Source organism: Massilia aquatica (assembly GCF_011682045.1).
Lineage (GTDB): Bacteria > Pseudomonadota > Gammaproteobacteria > Burkholderiales > Burkholderiaceae_D > Telluria_A > Telluria_A aquatica.
Genome location: NZ_VVIW01000006.1, coordinates 101,307 through 116,561 on the forward strand (window position 1 = coordinate 101,307; position 15,255 = coordinate 116,561).

General features: G+C 67.0%; 11 protein-coding genes. All 11 read right to left on the reverse strand.

Annotated elements, in window-relative coordinates; all coding sequences use genetic code 11:
- Positions 1-245: 245 nt before the first annotated feature.
- The 11 genes from F1609_RS12850 to epsG all read right to left on the reverse strand — a co-directional run bounded on the left by F1609_RS12850 (position 246) and on the right by epsG (position 15,236).
- Positions 246-2,240 (reverse strand): heparinase II/III domain-containing protein, encoded by a 1,995-nt coding sequence (locus F1609_RS12850; protein WP_167076830.1) that lies wholly within the window; start codon positions 2,238-2,240, stop codon positions 246-248.
- Positions 2,237-3,289, reverse strand: a complete 1,053-nt coding sequence (locus tag F1609_RS12855) for a glycosyltransferase family 4 protein (protein WP_167076831.1) — start codon at positions 3,287-3,289, stop codon at positions 2,237-2,239. Before F1609_RS12855 ends, F1609_RS12850 begins: the two co-directional genes overlap by 4 nt.
- The gene (locus F1609_RS12860) at positions 3,289-4,764 is read right to left on the reverse strand and encodes a phenylacetate--CoA ligase family protein (protein ID WP_167076832.1); all 1,476 of its coding nucleotides are present in this window, start codon (positions 4,762-4,764) and stop codon (positions 3,289-3,291) included. The genes F1609_RS12855 and F1609_RS12860 overlap by 1 nt, the downstream gene beginning before the upstream one ends.
- Before the next feature lie 13 nt (positions 4,765-4,777).
- Complete coding sequence (locus F1609_RS12865; RefSeq protein ID WP_167076833.1) at positions 4,778-5,935, reverse strand: glycosyltransferase; 1,158 nt, start codon at positions 5,933-5,935, stop codon at positions 4,778-4,780.
- A gap of 72 nt (positions 5,936-6,007) precedes the next feature.
- On the reverse strand, positions 6,008-7,282 hold the full coding sequence (locus F1609_RS12870; RefSeq protein WP_167076834.1) for a glycosyltransferase: 1,275 nt from the start codon (positions 7,280-7,282) through the stop codon (positions 6,008-6,010).
- Complete coding sequence (gene wecB, locus F1609_RS12875) at positions 7,279-8,436, reverse strand: non-hydrolyzing UDP-N-acetylglucosamine 2-epimerase (RefSeq protein WP_167076835.1); 1,158 nt, start codon at positions 8,434-8,436, stop codon at positions 7,279-7,281. The genes F1609_RS12870 and wecB overlap by 4 nt, the downstream gene beginning before the upstream one ends.
- Positions 8,437-8,453: 17 nt before the next feature.
- Positions 8,454-9,950: a lipopolysaccharide biosynthesis protein gene (locus F1609_RS12880; RefSeq protein WP_167076836.1), complete on the reverse strand. Its 1,497-nt coding sequence runs from the start codon at positions 9,948-9,950 to the stop codon at positions 8,454-8,456.
- Positions 9,951-10,011: 61 nt separating this feature from the next.
- A complete protein-coding gene (locus tag F1609_RS12885; protein WP_167076837.1) occupies positions 10,012-11,190 on the reverse strand; it encodes a glycosyltransferase family 4 protein in 1,179 nt (392 codons plus the stop codon).
- Between the two features lie 14 nt (positions 11,191-11,204).
- Positions 11,205-12,722: an O-antigen ligase family protein gene (locus F1609_RS12890; protein ID WP_167076838.1), complete on the reverse strand. Its 1,518-nt coding sequence runs from the start codon at positions 12,720-12,722 to the stop codon at positions 11,205-11,207.
- Positions 12,723-12,753: 31 nt separating this feature from the next.
- Positions 12,754-14,361, reverse strand: coding sequence for an exosortase B (xrtB, locus tag F1609_RS12895; RefSeq protein WP_167076839.1), 1,608 nt, complete (start codon positions 14,359-14,361; stop codon positions 12,754-12,756).
- On the reverse strand, positions 14,358-15,236 hold the full coding sequence (epsG, locus tag F1609_RS12900; RefSeq protein WP_167076840.1) for a chain length determinant protein tyrosine kinase EpsG: 879 nt from the start codon (positions 15,234-15,236) through the stop codon (positions 14,358-14,360). The genes xrtB and epsG overlap by 4 nt, the downstream gene beginning before the upstream one ends.
- Between the last annotated feature and the right edge of the window lie 19 nt (positions 15,237-15,255).

A 15,255-nucleotide genomic window follows, 5' to 3' on the forward strand; every position in this document is an offset into this window, starting at 1 on the left:
GTCCGCACATTATCGAATGTGCGCGCCTGCCCGGCAAGCGGGTGTGTGGCCCAAGAACGGTTCGACGTTGTCGAGACGCATCAGTAAGCGGCGCGTGCCGTTCTTGGAGGAAACAAGGGATGCTTGGGGGCGAAACGGATGGGGTCGAACGCCAGCGCCGGGGCCATGCGTTCGAGAAACAGCGGAGGGAAAATACCGCGCCTTGCGGCAGCGCCTGCTGGCGCCGCCGCAAGGCAGGGGGAACATCAGTTGACGACTACATCGGCGTCGGTCACCGAAATCACGCGGCCGCCGACCGTGATCTTGGCATTGGTACCGCTGAACACGATTTCCGGCTTCACGACCAGGCAGTTCGAGCGCAGGACCGAGACAAAAAAGCCGCGGTTCTTGGCCGTCGCATAGTTGAACTTGTTCCAGAAATGCGGTCCGGCCGGCACGGTCGGCGCCGGCATGTAGCCGACCGCGGCGCTCATCGCGAACGCATCGGGCGAGGCCACCGTGCCGCACATCTCGGCCGGCGCCACGTCGGCGCGGAAAGCCGCCGCCGTGCCGCTGACGGGCGATACGGTGTGCAGGTTGTACTCGTACTTGCGCGGCGTGGCGCTGTTGAGCTGGTCGATCGTCACCAGGGTCGATGGACGGATGAAGACCACGGTGCGCTTGGCCTGGCTCAACTTGCCCGCATAGGCGGCAGTGGCGTCGCCGGTGCTGATGTCGTAGGCGGTCGTCTGCAGGAACTTGGTCAGCTTGCCGGCCGCGGCGCGGTCGCCCAGGCCGCCGGCGCCCAGGAACTGGCCCTGGCCGCCGTCGAAGGTGATCGCGTTATGCGCCTTGGTCTGCTTGTAGTAGTCGCGCCAGTGCGGCGAGTTGTAGTAGTCGTAGTGGCCGCTGTCCATGGCCAGCACTTTGCCCTTGGAGTACATGACAAAGCTGTTCTGGTCGGCATGCGAGTGGTTCACCGAGCCGAACGGGCTGCTCTTGAAGAACACCGAGGTGCGGGCGCGGTCGGTCAGCGAGCTGTGCATCGCGGCCCAGCCGATCGCCGGGAAGTAGGCGCCGTTCGGCTGGTTGGCCGGCAAGGTGATCGCGCCGGAGTACTCGCGCGGGCTGAGCAGGATGTGCAGGCGCGCATAGTCTTCACCGCTCTGCTGCTTGACGTACCAGCGCGACAGGGTGGTGTCGGAGCGGTTCATGACGGCCTTGCCGAAGCGGGCCCATTCTTCGATCCGGTTTACTTCGGCGCCGTCGCCGAACACGCCGACCGGCACGCCTGGCGGCAGGGCGTAGGCCATGAAGCGGGCAAATTCGGCCAGCCATGGCTTGCGGTAGAACGGCACCCCGAGCACGCGCTCGATCAAGTCCCACATCAGCAGCGATTCGCCCGATTCCCAGCCGGCATAGCTCGAGCCGTTGGCAAAGCCGCCGTCATCGCCGCCCCATGGGCTGGTGCCGCTGACGTACTGCGGCAGCGCGGTGCGCAGCCAGGCGTGCGTCTCGGGCATGTCGCCGCGCACGATCAGCAGCGCGCCGACGAATTTGCCCAGGGCGTTATAGGCGATCCCGTTTTCCGGATACAGCTTGACCGTGTCGGCCACCTTGTTCAGGCCCGAGTTGCCGCAGGCGAGCACGACGTCCTTGACCATCTGCTTGTCGGCGGCGGTCATGGCGGGAAAGGCAAAATCGTAAGCCAGGGCGTAGAACCAGGCGTAATCGCGGGTTTCCGAAACGTCGCCGACGCATTTGCGCGCCAGGATGCCGGGCGCAAACAGTTGCATGCGGGCCCGCATTTCGGTGATAAACCAGGTATTCTTGGTCATATGGTAAGCCACGGCGGCCTCGGCCATGCCTTCCAGGATGCGGTCCTGCTGCCACCACGATTCCATGCGCACGGTGGCATTGGTCGAATTGATCTGCGTCTTCAGGGCGCTGGTGACATTGGCCACCGAATTGCGCTGCAAATAGCCGGTCACGGCCACGATGGACGAGGTCCGCTCGGCCTTGGTGGCGGCCACGATGCCGAGGAAATCAGGCTGGCCCTTGAACAGGCGCGGGTGTCCCATCGGCGCGGCAGCGTCGAATTTATCGATGGCGCTGGTCAGCGAAGTCGGGGCCAGGGCGTTGGCGGTGGCGGTCAGCTCGGCTGTGGTGAAACGGGGTGCGACGGTGGTGAAATTCTGGGCTGCGGCGGGCAGGCACAGAGCCGCCGTCGCCAATGAAATAACGCTAACTAATTTTATCATGCTGCCAACTCCTCATAACGTTGTCGAAGACGCCGCAAGACTGTCCCGACCATGTACTCGGACCTGACACGTGCCAGTCCGCGCTCGGAGATCATATCCGCCAAGACATTATCGTCCAAAATGCGCAAAATACAGGCAGCGAGCTGGGGTATATTGCTCACTTCAACGATAAAACCACACTTTCCTTGATCCAACATGTGTGGCACTGCGCCAACATCGGTGGCGACCACTGGAACCGTTGCCATCATGGCTTCCAAAATTGACATCGGCATCTGTTCCTTGTGCGATGGCAGCACAAAAACCGCCGCTTCGGCCAGCAAAGCGGCGCGCGCATCGGCGTCGACCCAGCCCGGCAGGCGCACGCAGCCGGCCACGCCGAGTTCGGCCGCCAGGGCGCGCGCGCCGTCGGCGTCGCCATCGCCCGCCAGCACCAGGCGCGCGTCCGGGCATTGGGCCTGCACGACGGCGAAGGCGCGGATCAGGTCGAACACACCCTTTTTCTCTTCCAGCCGCCCCAGGAACAGCACGCTGCGGCCCGGCCGGCGCGGCAGCGGAGAAGCGCCGGCGATCGGGTTGGGAAACACCTCGACGGTCTTGAGCCCGGCGCGCGCGCGCAGCCAGGTGGCCGAGACCTCGGTCAGGGCAAAAGCGGCGGCGGCGCCGCGCAGCAGGCCAAGCGCGACGCGCTGGCGCCAGCCGGACAGGCGCACGTCGATGAAGTCGATGAATTCGCCGCCGTGCAGGTGCACCAGCACGGGGCGGCGGAACAGGCGCGCCGCCACCATGAAGGGGGCCTTGCGCCAGAAGCTCACGCCGGAGGCCAGGTGCACATGCAGCACCGAGACGCGCCCGCGCACCAGCAGCCCGATGAACTGCAACAGCGCGGCCAGTGCGCGCAGCGCCTTGCGCAGCGGCCCGCCGTCGACGTGGGTGGCGATGAAGCGGCAGCGCCCGCCCTCCTCGTAGCCGTGCGCCAGATAGGTCTGGATCACGCTGGCCATGCCGCCGCGCGCTGCTGGCGACGGGCCGATCATGATCGCCGACTTCATCAGAGCGTCCCGGCGCTGTCGCTCTCGCGCTCGATATGGGCCGCGCCCAGGTAGCCGGACAGGTCGAGGCGCTGCACCAGCAGCTTGTGCTTGCCCGAGCCGGTGCGAGCAATGCCGTCGACCCGCACGATCTCGATGTCCAGCCCGCCCTGGGTCTTGGCCAGCACGCCGGCCGCCAGCGCGCTGCGCGCGCGCGGGCTCAGTTCGGTGTCGGACATGACCTTGAGGGTGGCCTTGCCGGGTGTGTCTTGCTCGAATTGCATCATATCGGCGCTGGCCAGCTGCTCGAAGTGGGCCGCGCCGATAGTGCAGATCGACACCAGGCGATGATCGCGGCACACCAGGAATTCCTGCAGCCGCCCTTCGATCCGTTCGACCACGGCAAAGCCCGGCCGAATGGTGTTGGGCGCCTTGCTCCACATGGCCAGGTCGCCGGTGCGGTAGCGGATCAGCGGCATGACCCGGTTGTCGAAGCCGGTGGCGACGATTTCGCCGATCACGCCCGGCTCGGTAATGGCGCGTCCGTCGTTGTCGACCAGCTCCACCTTGCCGTACAGGGGCCAGAAGAAATAGCGGCTGTCTTCGGGCAGCGAGATGGCCTTGACGGCGCGCTCGGAGTGGCCGTAGTCGAGCAGCACCGGGCAGCCGAACACTTCGCGAATCAGGTCGACCTGATAATCGTAGACATTTTCGGAAAACAGCTGCACGGCGCGGATGCGCGCGACCAGCTCGGGCGCCGGATTGGCCTTGAACCAGTGCGCCAGCGGCACCAGCGCCGAGGGGAAGGCGTGGATGATGGTCGGCTTCCACTTGGCGATCGCTTCCACGTAGCCGGGCATGTACTTCGCTTCCAGGTGGTCCGACGACAGATGCAGGTAGCGCTTGATCGGGTCGTACATCCACAGCGAGCCACCCGGCTTGCCGGCGCCCGGCACGCTGCGCCCGCGCAGCGCCAGGATGACGTCGCCGCTGCCGACACCGGCGACGGTGTCGAACGTGCTGTTATAGGCAAAGTCCTTGGAACGCGACACGTATTTTTCCAGGTATAGCTTCATCGGCACCGAAGTCGAGCCGCCGGTAAACGCCATCAGGTGGGTTTCCGGGCCCATCTTGTTGGACAGATAACGGGTGCTGTCGGCCTTGAGCGACTCTTTTTCGAGCAGCGGAAAGGCGGCCAGCAGGCGCGTCGCGTCGGATGGATCGCGCACGTCGGCCAGGGCCGCTTTCAGGTGGGCGTAAGCGGGCACGGTTTCGATCGCCCAGCGCAAGGTAGCGAGCAGTTTTTCGTCGGCGCGGCGCGCGGTCCAGGCCACGTCGTTGCAGCGGTTGATTTCGGCCTGGAACTCGTCGTACTTGGCGCCGTAGCGCAGGCGCGTCGGCGCCATCGAATACACATGGCCGAGCGAGCTCTTGACCCATTGCGGGGCCGCCGTATAGAACTTCAGGAAAGGATGGACAATGTCTTCGATCGGCATGTTGATGGGCTTTCTATGCTGTGGTGGTTGTGGTGGCGGCAGCGGCGCGCGCGCCGGCCAGTCCGCGGAAGATAGTTTCGTATCGCGTAATCATGTGCTGCACATCGAAGCGCGCGCGCACCGAGGCCAGCGCGCCCTGCCCCAGGCGCGCGCACAGCGCCGGATCGCTCAAACGGGTCAGGGCGGCAGTCAGTGCGTTGACGTCGCCGGCCGGGTACAGCAGGCCGTTGACGCCGTCCTCGACCTGCTCGCGCATGCCGCCGACGTCGCTCGACACCAGCGGTTTGCCGAGCGCCATGTATTCCAGGGTGGCGATCGGAAAATTCTCGTCGTGCGAGGTCAGGGTCATCACATCGCACATGCCGATAAAAGGGCGCACATCCTGCTGGAAGCCGGCCAGCAGCACCGCCTCGCGCAGGCCGAGCGCATCGATGCGCTCCTCGATCTGCGGGCGCATCACGCCGTCGCCGACCAGCACCGCGCGCGCCGCCACGCCCTGGGCGCGCAAACGGGCCAACGCGTCGAGCAGGTCGCCGTGCCGTTTCTCTTCGCGGAAAATGGCGCACAGGCCGATCACCAGCTCGTGCGGCTTGACGCCGTGCTGCGCGCGCAGGGCGCTGGCCTGCTGCGCCACCAGGCCGGCCGAAAAGTGCCCGAGGTCGACCCCGTTGTGCACCACTTCGCTGCGGCGCAGGCCGACACCTAACTTGGCAAAGAAACCGCGCTGCAGCTCGCTGATGAAGATGACGCAGGCGGCCGTCCGATAAAATTGACGGTAAACGATAAAACGCAGGCGCGCGCTGGCGCCGCGCCGCACCACCCCCATGCTGTGGCAAATAAAGGCCTGCGGCGGGCGGCGCCGCGCGCGCCAGCCGGCCATGGTGGCGCACATCTGCGAATACTGGGAGGTGGCGATCACCAGGGCGGGCGCCAGGTCGTCGATCAGGCCGGTCAGGCGCTTCAAGGCGCCCAGGTCGACGCCGCCACCGGAATGGCAGCAGACGATGGGCGCGACCCCGCCCCGTTCCAGCTCGGCGGCCAGTTCGTCGGAATCCTTCAGGTAGGCCACGGCCACCTTGTGGCCGCGCTGGGCCAGGCCGGTCGCCAGCGCCACCAGGTGGCGTTCGGCGCCGCCGAACTTGAGCTGGTCGGCGACGAACAGGAGGGTCATTGGCGTCATCTGGGTTGTCAAGCAATCATGGTCAAAGTAGAGACTCCCGCCGGGGCGGGGCCGGCAGCTGGTTCAGCTGCGTCCCATCGCCAGCGCGATCTGGTCCTTCAGGGCGGCGGCCACGCGTGGCGCGGCGAAGCGTTCGGCCACCCGCTCGTCCAACCCGGCCGGGCCGCCCTGCCCGGCCGCGCCATCGAGCGCGGCCAGGCCGGCGCGCAGCATGCGGGTGACCGCTTCGATATCGTCCGGGGCGGCGCAGGCGTCGGCGCTGCCGGCCCACTCGGCGATCAGGTCGGCCGAGGTGCCCGGCGGCGTGATGCCCCAGACCGGGCGGCGCGCGCCGATGTACTCCACCAGTTTACTTGGCAGGAACACACTGGGCAACTTGCTGGGGGCGTCGATCACCAGCAGCGCGTCGGCGTCGCGCGCCAGTTGCAGCGATGCGCGGTAGCCGACCTGACCGCGCATGCGTACCAGGCCGGGCGGCAGCGCCTTGTAGGCCTCCGAGACGAGCAGGTTGGGCGAGACGTGGCCGACGAATTCGAAGGCGAGCGTATCGAACGCGTTCGGCTGGCGTTCGAGCATGCGCGCCAGCGCCGCGAACAGCGGCTCGGGCGAGCGGGCGCCGTAGCAGGCGCCGATGTGGCGTACCACATGCCTGACGCCGGGACGCGCCGCCACCGCCACGGCCGGCGCCAGGGCTGGCTCCGGGCCGGCGAAATTATCCATGTCCCAGGCGTGCGGCAGCACGGCGGCGCGCGCGCGCCAGGCCGGCGGATACTTGGCCATCACCAGGTCCAGGGTGCGCTGCGAGGTAAACAGCACGCGGTCGGCGGCGCCAATCACGCGCCGCTCGAGCGCGGCGTTGACCCGGTGTTCAAGCCAGGTATTCGGATGGAAGGGATTGTCCGACCAGGGGTCGCTGAAATGCGCCAGCCATGGCAAACCGGTGCGGCGCTTGATGTCCAGCGCCAGCAGGTGGTCCGACATCGGCATGCCGAAGCTGACCAGCACCTCGCTGCCGCTGGCGGCGATGCGTTCCAGCGCGGGAGCGAGCGCACGGCGGCGCCATGGACCGAGGCTATCGGGAATGGTGTTATACAGCGGCAGCAGGCGGCGCGCGACCTTGTGCAGGAAACCCTTGAAAAAGGTGCCGGGGCTGGGCACGCACAGCGAGCCGATGCGCTCGAAAAAATCCGGATACTGGTCGTAGGCGTCGGCAAACTGCGGGTCGCTGCCGTGCAGCAGTTCGACCCGCGCATCGAGGTGGTACAGCTGGCGCCCGATCTGGATCGCCTGCGGCGTCAGCTTGGGCGGCGCGTAGTAGCAGATCGCAAAAATCTTCAAGCGCGCTCTCCGAAGCCGGCCAGGGTGTCGAGGATGCGCTGCGAGGCATGGCCATCGCCATAGAAATTGCCGCCGCTGCCGTCGCGCACGTCGTTGTCGAGCAGGCTGGCCACGGCGGTGACGATGCGTTCGCGGTGCGGGCCGACCAGGTGCACCATGCCGGAAGAAGCGCCTTCCATGCGCTCGGTGACGTCGCGCATGACCACCACCGGTTTGCCCAGGCTCGGCGCTTCTTCCTGGACGCCGCCGGAATCGGTCAGCACCACGGACGCGTTGATCATCATGGCCACGAACGGCAGGTAGTCGAGCGGCTGGCACAGCACCAGGTTGGCGAAGCCGGCCGGCACCAGATAGCGCTCGACGGCGCCGCGCACGGCCGGATTCGGATGCACCGGGAACACGAAATCGATGTCGGGATAGCGCGTGCACAGCTCGGCGATGGCGGTGCAGATCGCCTCGAAGCCGGCGCCGAAGCTTTCGCGCCGGTGCGCGGTGACCAGCACGAACGGACGGCGCGGCCCGATGAAGCGGTTCAGGCCCTGCGGTTCGAGTGCGGCGGCCACTTGCGCGCGGCAGGCCGGGTCTTCCTGCAGGCGCGCGCGCACCAGGTACAGGGCGTCGATGCCGGTATTGCCGGTGATCAGGGTGCGTTCTTCAAGAATGCCTTCGCGCAGCAGGTTGGCCTTGGCCGGCGCAGTCGGCGGGAAGTGCATTTCGGCGATGGCGCCGACCAGCTTGCGGTTCATCTCTTCCGGGAACGGTTCATAGATATTCCCGGTGCGCAGGCCCGCTTCGACGTGGGCCACCCTGGCCTTGGCGTAGAACGCGGCCAGGGCACCGGCAAAGGCGGTGGTGGTGTCGCCCTGCACCAGCACCCAGTCCGGGCGCTCCTGTTCCAGCACCGGCGCCAGGCCGCCAAGCACGCCGGTGGTCAGACCGGTCAGGGTCTGGCCCGGCTTCATCAGGTTCAGGTCATGTTCGGGGACAATGCCGAAGAAGGCCAGCACGCTGTCGAGCATTTCGCGGTGCTGGGCGGTGACGCAGACCACGACCTCAAAGCCGCCGTGGGCGCGCGCGGCCAGCACCACCGGCGCCAGTTTGATGGCCTCGGGGCGGGTGCCGAAGACGAAGAGCAGTTTTTGAAGTGCGGGCATGGTCGATCCTGGGATGGTTAATCGTGTTTGGTAGAAGATGTTGGAGCTGCGACGGGCGCTGCGGCGGGCGGCTTGGACAGGAACAGGGCGCGCGCCTCGGGCAGCGCGCCGGCCAGCTTGAGCAGGGCGGCATAAGCGACGGCGAAGGCGGCGCCAATCAGCAGCGCTTCGGGCAAGGGAGCGCGCACCAGGTCGGCGGCATCGAGCAGCGCGGCCAGGGCGCCGGCGCCAAGGCAGGCGGCCAGGATGCGCAGCAGCGCGCCCCACTGCTGCAGCTGGCGCAGCGGCACCCCGGTCACGCGCGAGACGCGCCAGAAGCTGAAGGCGTTGCCGGCGGCCAGAGTCAGCACATTGCCGAGCGCGGCGCCCGGCACGCCGAACAGCAGCGCGCCGCTCACGCCGGCGGCCAGGCTGACGAACAGCAGGCAGGCGTCGGCGGCCAGCAGGAAGCGGCCCTGGTTGAGCACCACCGTGAGCGTGCTGACCTCGACCGCCACCCCCAGCAGGGCCAGGCAATTGATGCGCATGACGTCGGCGGCGAGCAGGTATTTGTCGGTGTAGACCACGGTCACGATGTGCACCGCCAGCACGGCGGTAAGCATCAGGGTCGGCAGCAGCACGAAGGCGCTGGCCAGGTTGGCGCGCTGGTTCAGGCGCAGCATGCCGTCCTGGTCCTTGCTCGATTCGAGCGCGGACAGGCGCGGCGCGATGGCGTTGCTGACGCTGCTGCGCACCAGGGCCACCACCGGCATGATGACGGCCCCGATCGAAAAGGCGGCAAAGGCGGCGGCCGGGAACATGGCGGCCGCGACCCACTGGTCGGCCTGGCCGCGCAGCAGGAACAGGGCCGAGGCCAGGCCGAACGGCAAGGCGTAGACCAGCTGGGTACGCAGCACCGGCATTTGTAGCGGAAACACACGCCAGCCGTAGTGACGCCCTATGTGCAGCAGCAACAGCACGACCTTGATGGCGGCGTAGGCGACCAGTGCCCCGAATACCACGTCGACCCTGCCGGAGCAGGCGGCGGCGGCCACCATGACCACGCGCAGCACGGCCAGCACCAGGATCATCCTGGCCTGCCCGGCCACGTCGCCGCGCGCATTGGGCAGGAATTCGATCAGGTTGGCCGCCACCCACAGGGTCAGGAAGGCCGGCATGAACCAGGCCGCGCTGTGCATGGCGCGCAGGCTGTCGGGCAGCAGCCGATTCCACGGCCCCAGCGCCAGCCCGGCCACAGCGCCGGTCAGCAGCAGCATCAGCAGGGTCTGGTGCACATAGGGCGCGCGCGCCGGTCCTGCATGGCGCGGCAGGAAGTAAAACAGGCTGCGCGGCAGCGCGAAGGGCGCGATCGCCATGGCCGTGCCGATCGCCAGCCAGGCCAGGCGGTAATCGGCAAAGGCGGCCGTCGGCAACAGGCGCACCAGCGCGATCGGCATCAGGAATTGCAGGCCGAAGTCGAGCATGTTGGCGGCGGTCAGGGTGATCGCGCCGCGTTTCAGGCTGGCGCCGCTCATCGCCCGCGCCCGCTGGGCAGCGCGCTCATCGCAATGCGCGCGTGCTGGCCGTGTTGCAGGCTCATGCGAGCAGCGCCGCCAGGTAGGGTGCGGAGACGGTCTCGGGCGCGAGACGCGTGATGGCGTAGGCGCGGCAGCGCGCGCTGCAGGCGGCCAGCCCGGCCGGATCGGCCAGCAGCGCGCGCGCCGCCGCGACGGCGCCGGCGACGTCGCTCACCGCCACGCCCAGGCCCAGGCGGGCGATGATGCCGTCCGGGTCGAAGGTGGCGACCACCGGCACGCCGTTGGCCCAGGCTTGCAGATAGGTGTTGGGAAAGCCCTCGAAGGACGAGGTGTTCACAAAAATGCGGGCGCGCGCGAACAGGCTGCGCGTGGTGCCGAACTTGACCTGGCCGTGGAAGCGCAGATTGGGCAAGGCGCGGCTGCCCTCTTCGGTGCGCGCGTATAGATCGAGCTCGGCCGGATTGGCGCCGCCGGCCATCTCGCAGGCCAGTTCGGGCAGCGCGCGCACCATGTCGATGAACCACTCGGGACGCTTCATCGAGCGCATATTGGCCAGCCACAGCAGGTCGGTGGCGCGCTCGGCGGGCGCGAGGACGGTCTCGGGCAGGTCGGAAAACATACCGGCCACTTCAGCATGCAAGCCGTAGTTTTTCAGCAGCAGCGCCGCTTGCTTATCGGTTTGCGCCAGAATCGCGTCGGCACGGCGCAGGCCGTAGTGATACAGGGCGCGATCGCGCGCGTTGGTCAGCATCAATGTATCGGGCGCGCAATCGGCGTCGGAGGCGATGCGGAACACCAGGCGGCGCCCGTGGCGCTGGCAAAAGGCGGCAACGATGCCGACGCTGGCGCCCGCGCAGCTGACGTAATACACGTCGGCGGCGGCCGCCTTCAGGCCGGCCCAGGTGGCGGTCAGGCGCGGCGCGAAAAAGCGCAGGCCGGGCACGCCGGCATCGAGGGCGAAGGTCTTGCGCACGGTGACGCCGCCGACCTGCTCGACCGCCTGCTGGCCGAAGTCGCCCACCAGCGAAGTGACCTGGTGGCCGCTGCGCGCCAGGTAGCGCGACATCAGCGCGTGCTGCACTTCTTCGCCGCCGATGTGGACGTTTTTTCCATCCAGGTCGGCGATCACGCCCCAGGCGTTATAGTTCAGCATGCAGATGCGCGCCGAGTTGCGTTTGCCTGCATCGCGCTGCGCTGCATTAGCAGCTACAGCGTCGGGCTGCATTGAATTGCGCATTGAATCAGTATCCGTCACGTTGCCAACTCATCTTTCCGTAAGTCAAAGGGCTTGTCGTGCCAGGGCGCCGGTTCCCGATGCCGGTTCCTGTCCTTCAGGCGGTACACGCCGCCGCAACCCATCAGGATGCCCAGCATGATCCAGAAATACGATTGCGAAAACGTGGGCGTGAACATATCGTCGGTGAAACCCTGGATGAACCACAGGGGAATCATGACGGCGCCGCCGGCAAACATGCCTTGCAGGCTGGCGCTGGCATGCTCGCGCGAGAGGCGCAGGAATTCGCGCCGCACGAACAGCAGGAAGGCCAGCACGAAGCCGAAGCCGACCAGGCCCAGGTCCATCAGGCCGCCCAGCCAGGCGCTGTGGGTCTGTGCCACCGGCAGCATCTTGTTCAGGCGCACGGGCGGGCTCCACAAGAGCGAGCGCACGCCTTTCGGCAACACCGGTTCTTCCAGCACATACGGCAGCAGCGGCAGCCAGATGCCGTCCAGGCGGCCGGCGGTGACGGCGCCGCGGTCGCCGTTGCCGACCCCGGTCAGGGCGCGTTCGAGGATCGGTTCGATCACCAGCGGGCCGATGCAGCCGGCCACGATCACGCCGATGATCACGGTCTTGACGCTGATGCGCTTCCAGAAGTAAATCAGGTTGACCAGGATGAAGCCGATAAAGCCGCCGCGCGAGAAGGTCATCAGCACGCACACGGCGAACACCACGGACGAGACGAACAGCAGGCGGCGCTGGGCGTCGCCGGCCCCGCGCAGCGAGAACAGGGTGACCGCGTAGAGCATGTTCAACAACAGGCTCATTTCGTTGGCGTGCATGCCGAGGCTGCCCAGGAAGTCGCGCGCCAGGGGCGAGGCCAGCTGGCGCAGCGAGATGCCCGAGCTGAGCAGCCGCCAGCCCACCAGGGCGCAAAAGATCCAGCCGGACAGCAGCATCAGGTACAGGAATTTTTCCGGTTTTTTACTGTGGCGCACCGACAGCCCCACCATCAGCGCCAGCAGCACCAGAAATTGCGGCTTGATGAACATGTCGCGGATGTAACCGAAGCCATCGTGGTACTGGATCAGGCGTTCGGCCTCGAAGCGCGGCGGGATCAGGTGGACATTCGACATGCCGACCGCACAGGCGATGCCGATCGGCAAAATATACCAGGCCAGCAGGCGCATCGGCGCGACCGGATCGCGCCAGCGCCGCAGGCCGGCATGGACCACGTAGGAAACGATGGTCAGGAACAGGATCAGGTTGAGCGGATTGAGGCCGCGGATGCCCAGCATTTCATGCGGAAAGAAGACCAGCGCCGAGAGCGGCATGATGACGATGGCGGCGGCCACGCCGACCCGGAAATCGAGCATGACCCACAAGCCGAGGCCGCACATGATCAGGGCCGCCGGCACCAGCACGCCCAGGGTCGGCACGGCGGCCCCGAACACGGCCGCCAGCAGCAGCAGCGCAACGATGCCCACCAGCGCCGTCCACTTGCTGCCGCCCTTGTAGCGGCGCGACTGGGGAACCGGGTGCTCGATCATGCCGGCCCCTGTGCGCTCGGTACGCCGCACATCACGCAGGAGCGCCGATCAGCTTGGCGCGTACGGGTGGCGCAACGTGCTTCATCAGCTCGTTGACAAACGCATCCTGGGCGGCAAACGCGGTCTTGTCGTCGGGCTCGATGGCCGAGACGCGCACCAGGTAACCGTCGGGAATGTAATCGGACAGCGCGTACTTGAGCTGCACCACCTGGCGGTCGAGATAGCTGCGCACCACGCTGCTGCCCATGGTGAACCAGTAAGTGACCGGCTCGATGCGCGGGCCATGGCTGGCCACCATGCGCGTGACCGGGACCGGCAAGCCGTCGATGACGATATTCTCGTTGTGCAGGTCGCGGATCTGGAAGCCCTGGGCCGCGTAGCACACCTCCTGGCGGTGCGCGCGCATCGACTGGGTCTGGTTCGAGCCGTAGGCGATGGTCAGCATCACGCGCTGGCCGCGGCTGTTGATGTAGGTGCGCGAGAGGGTCTGGCTGTAGATCGCCGCCACTTTTTCCTGCTGCACCGAGGAGGGCACCATGGCCACGGCGTCGGGATCGATCTTCCAGTCGCCGAAGGCGGCCGGGACGCTGGTTTCGAGCACGATCGCCGGCTCGCTGTCGGCCAGCATTTTTTGCGGCTTGATGGCAAACGTGGCCAGCAGGGCCGCGCCCATCAGCACGGCGGCGCCGAGCGCCATGCCGAGCGGACCGTAGTTGGCGGTGAGCGCAGGCGGCCCGGCTTCGCTGGCGAACAGCGGCAGCGCCTGCTTGTCGGCGGCGCCGAAGCGCAGCAGCGAATCGGTGGCGATGATCAGCAGCAGGGCCGAGACGAACAGCACCATGCCGGCGAAACCGTGCAGGAAGCCCTGCCCGGCCGCGTCGCCGAGGTGATAGGTAATGAGGGTGAGCACCATGACCCGGATCACGTTCGAAATGAACGAGATCGGCACGATCAGGATGGCCAGGGTGATGTTGCGGAACAGCGAATTGTGGCGCACGATGTTCAGGTACAGCAGTCCCAGCGCCTCCAGCGTAAACAGCGTATGCAGGCCGGCGCAGGCGTCGGCCACGAGCAGCTTGTACTGGCCGATCTGCAAAATCACGCCGCTGCGCGAAATCGGATAGCCGACCCAGTACAGCACGTTGCCGACCACCCACGAGACGGCGGTTTTCATGGGCATGGTCAGCATGTCGACCAGGGAACCGGGCAGCGGCAGCATGAACAGCATGAAGAAGAACGGGAACCACTGGGCGCGCAGCGCCTGCCTGCCGCGCATGAGCAGGATGAGCGCCATCAGGGTGCCGAGGTAGGAGCCGATCTCGAAGATGGCGATGCCCTGCGAACGGCCGATGAAGTACACGAACACCGACAGCACCAGCAGCGGCCAGCCCAGCGGGCTGCCGCGCCGGCCTTCGCTGACGGCCAGCATCTGGCCCCAGTTGCGGTACAGCAGCCAGTGCGCGATGCCGAGGATGATCGGGCCGTGCGCCTGTTCTTCGGTGGCCCACAGGCCGGTGAACATATCGTAGAAACTGGGCACGTACATGAGCAGCAGGCCGAGCGCGATCGGCGCCCAGGACGGCAGCGCGCCGTTGCCGGACAGGCCGGCCGGCACGGACGACTTGGCCTGCGTGCTCATTTGAAGTCCACCAAGACAGAACCGACCACCACGGCGCCGTTTTGCGCGACCTGTTCGGCCAGGGCGTTGACGTCGCCCATGTGGGTCTTGTTCTTGCGCGCGACGATCAGCACACCGCCGGTGCGGGCGGCCAGCACCAGGGCGTCAAGCCCGGTCTGGCTGGCGGCCACGTCGTACAGGGTGACATCGTATTTCGATTCGAGCTGGGCGTTCAGGCCGGCGAAATTGCTGCGGCTGAGCAGTTCCTGGGGATTCGGCGGCAAGGTGCCGGCGCCCAGCACCGACAGGTCGACGAACGAGCCGACATGGGAGATGACGTCGAGGTCGGCGCGGCCGGCCAGCACGTCGGACAGGCCCTGTTTGCCGGGAATGTTAAAAATGCTGTGCTGGGCTGGTTTACGCAGGTTGGCGTCGACCAGCAGGGTGTGTTCGCCCAATTGCGAAAACACCACCGCCAGGTTGGCCGCGAACAGGCTGGCGCCGTCGCCGCGGTCGATGCCGACCACGGTGAGCGACTTGCGACCGCGCGCGAACCAGCGCAGCATCAGCTGGCTGCGCACGGCGCGCAGGGTTTCGACCTGCGGGCTGAAGGGATCGTAGGCGGCCACCAGGTGCGGCGAATAGCTGCCCTCGCCCGGCTGCAGGTACGGGTAGTCGAACTGGCGCGCCAGCACTTGCTGGATGTCGGCCTCGTTGATCAGGCCCAGGCGCTGGGCCGCCTCGCCGAAGCGGATCCCGAGTTCCTTCTGCATGCGCAGCACGCGCTCGGCGTTCTCGGGGGTGATCTTGCCCGATTCGAGCAGCAAGCCGCCGATGCTCGAATCGGCGCGTTTCAGTTTCTCGGAGGCGGCCAGGGAAAGCTCGGTCTGCGTCATGGTGTTTCCTATTGTTGGT

Coding starts and splice junctions, on each gene's coding strand:
- epsG (WP_167076840.1), bottom strand. CDS start 15,236: ATGACGCAGACCGAGCTTTCCCTGGCCGCCTCCGAGAAACTGAAACGC.
- F1609_RS12855 (WP_167076831.1), bottom strand. CDS start 3,289: ATGAAGTCGGCGATCATGATCGGCCCGTCGCCAGCAGCGCGCGGCGGC.
- xrtB (WP_167076839.1), bottom strand. CDS start 14,361: ATGAGCACGCAGGCCAAGTCGTCCGTGCCGGCCGGCCTGTCCGGCAAC.
- F1609_RS12850 (WP_167076830.1), bottom strand. CDS start 2,240: ATGATAAAATTAGTTAGCGTTATTTCATTGGCGACGGCGGCTCTGTGC.
- F1609_RS12885 (WP_167076837.1), bottom strand. CDS start 11,190: ATGCGCAATTCAATGCAGCCCGACGCTGTAGCTGCTAATGCAGCGCAG.
- F1609_RS12860 (WP_167076832.1), bottom strand. CDS start 4,764: ATGCCGATCGAAGACATTGTCCATCCTTTCCTGAAGTTCTATACGGCG.
- F1609_RS12880 (WP_167076836.1), bottom strand. CDS start 9,950: ATGAGCGGCGCCAGCCTGAAACGCGGCGCGATCACCCTGACCGCCGCC.
- F1609_RS12865 (WP_167076833.1), bottom strand. CDS start 5,935: ATGACCCTCCTGTTCGTCGCCGACCAGCTCAAGTTCGGCGGCGCCGAA.
- F1609_RS12890 (WP_167076838.1), bottom strand. CDS start 12,722: ATGATCGAGCACCCGGTTCCCCAGTCGCGCCGCTACAAGGGCGGCAGC.
- wecB (WP_167076835.1), bottom strand. CDS start 8,436: ATGCCCGCACTTCAAAAACTGCTCTTCGTCTTCGGCACCCGCCCCGAG.